This is a genomic window from Treponema sp. R80B11-R83G3, assembly GCF_054786115.1.
The window spans coordinates 1-2,302 of record NZ_BDHF01000153.1; the positions used below are offsets into that span (position 1 = coordinate 1).

The following is a 2,302-nucleotide window of genomic DNA, read 5'->3' on the forward strand; positions in this document are numbered from 1 at the left end:
AATGCCGATATTGGTCGATAAGGTTAAAAAGGTACGGATATTCGCCGTCCTTATAAATCATCCCGCGCAACACATTCTGCGGATGCGTTCCGAAATTGGAGCCGTTTCCGTCAAAGCACGCCAAAAGATCCCTCGACAGATGCGGTATGGCTACTATCCCGCAGTCCTCGGCTTCATTGGCGGCGGGAGCGTGAGTGTTTTGTTTGGAGGGTATCCACGGGTTCCACGGTCCGCCGTCAAAAAGCGTATACCATGAATTGTTGCAGGTTCTGTACGCTTTTGGTCCCTCCTCCCAGCAAGTGGCAATCGCGCATATAACGGACGGATATTTTTCTTTTATATAATTTATTAATTCCGCGTCCATGTAGTAAGACCCCGTAGAGGAGGGATAGAAGCCAAATATTTCGTAAAACTTTCCGAATACGTCATCGACTATCGTCTTCTTGTCTTCTGTCGAGAACATCCATATACAAAAATCTTTCGTCTTGTATTTTTCCCGAAATTCGCCGCACGGCAGCCCCAACAGCGACAGGGCAATTTCATCACCGTATTTGCCGCTGTCGTCCTTAGCGATCTGTACCGCTTCGGCGTTAAACAAACTCGAGTATGTCATTTGAATGGTTGTTTTTAACCCATTTTTATGCGCAATGCTTTGCTGCAATTTAAAAATATCCAAAGATTCGGTTAATAAGCTTTTTGCGCCAATATCCTCTTTCTTGCCGTGTCCTGTAACTTTTTCCGCGTATTCGGGAACTAATTCGGGACGGTGTATCAGGTTTAGTATAAAATTCGACATTGCTCCCGTCCCGTTTTTAACATCACCGTTTGCGCGTGATGATTATTCCTTTAAAGCTCCCATCATTACTCCGTCGATTATGTACTTCTGGGACGCAAAGAACAGTACCACTGCGGGAATTGCCGCCAGTACCGTTCCGGCAGTAACGATCCCCCAGTTTGTGTCAAAACGCTGCTGCGTAAATTGGAATATGCCCACCATTACGGTAATTTTATCGTTTCCTTTAAGGAGGATGTTGGCGATTACGAAATCGCCGTAAGTGCTCATAAACGCCAGAATAGCGACAGTGATCACCATCGGACTTATTATTGGAAAAATTATTTTCCAGAAAACTTGCCAGTAAGTGGCGCCTTCAATGAGCGCGGATTCATCCAGTTCCTGAGAAATGGAATCAATGAACGATTTAACCATTATTACGTTAATGCTCATAGACCCGGCCACATATATGCAGATTAATCCGGCGTGCGTATTAAGGCCAATTGCAGGAAAATAATTGCCTATTTGCTGCATCATAATAAAAATGGCTATCATTGCGAGAGTCCCGGGGAAAATGTTCAGGATCATAATTCCCATCATTACTCCCCGCTTGCCTTTAAACCTGAAGCGCGACAGCGCGTAAGCCGAAGTGCATGTCAGCAGTACAATTAAAGATACGGAGATTATTGATATTTTAAAGGAATTAAATACCCATTTGCTAAAATATAAATTGGTATTGCTAATCAAATCCTTGTAGTTGTTTATTGTAAGCCTCTCAGGAATCAGCCGCGCCCCAAGAAGGGAACGGGCAGGATTAAAAGAAGTGGCAATAATCCAAAAAAACGGGATTACCGCAAATAAAACAAGCGCAATTGCGATTATATATTTTATCAATTTAACCATATCCCTGTTAATGGTATACATGTTTACTTGATCTTTCATGTTGATACTCCTTTACCTTTTATGATTCCTTAATGGTTTTGGTATTCATCGTCTGGAAGAGCACCATCAACGCCACTAAAAGGAAAAGCATTACCGTAATAGCCGCGGTAAAACCGTAATCAGCCGCGTTAGACGAACTAAAACCAAGGCGGTAAATGAATGAGATAAGCAGGTCTGAATATCCCATCGGCACCGCAGTATCCGCCATCGCCGGCAATCCGGCGTTAAAGCCCCAGATAAGGGTAAAGTTATTGAAATTGAAACAGAAAGAGGCTATCACAAGCGGAGCCAATATGCGCATTACAAGCGGTAAAATAATTTTTCGTACCACTGTAAAAGGATTCGCGCCGTCAATTGACGCGGCTTCAAAGAGTTCTTTGGGTATAGCTTTGAGCGCCCCTGACGAAAGCACGTAAAAATAAGGGTATGATAAATACACATTGATAAGGATCAGGGCAAAACGGGTCCAATTCAAATCGGTAAAAAACTTTGGAGAAGAGCCAAAAATGTTGGAAACTACCGTTGTAACCAAACCCATATTTTCATTAAGCAGACCCCGCCACACCATGATTGAAACCAATACGGGAA

The 2,302-nt window shown here is 43.2% G+C and carries 3 protein-coding genes; all 3 read right to left on the reverse strand.

Annotation, left to right across the window (positions count from 1 at the left end):
* On the reverse strand, nucleotides 1-796 hold a 796-nt coding region (locus tag ACYVRH_RS11830), incomplete at its 3' end, for a hypothetical protein (RefSeq protein WP_461257118.1).
* Nucleotides 797-838: 42 nt separating this feature from the next.
* Complete coding sequence (locus tag ACYVRH_RS11835; RefSeq protein ID WP_461257119.1) at nucleotides 839-1,714, reverse strand: sugar ABC transporter permease; 876 nt, start codon at nucleotides 1,712-1,714, stop codon at nucleotides 839-841.
* A 19-nt stretch (nucleotides 1,715-1,733) separates the two neighbouring features.
* A partial coding sequence (locus ACYVRH_RS11840) for an ABC transporter permease subunit (protein WP_461257120.1) occupies nucleotides 1,734-2,302 on the reverse strand: 569 nt, incomplete at its 5' end.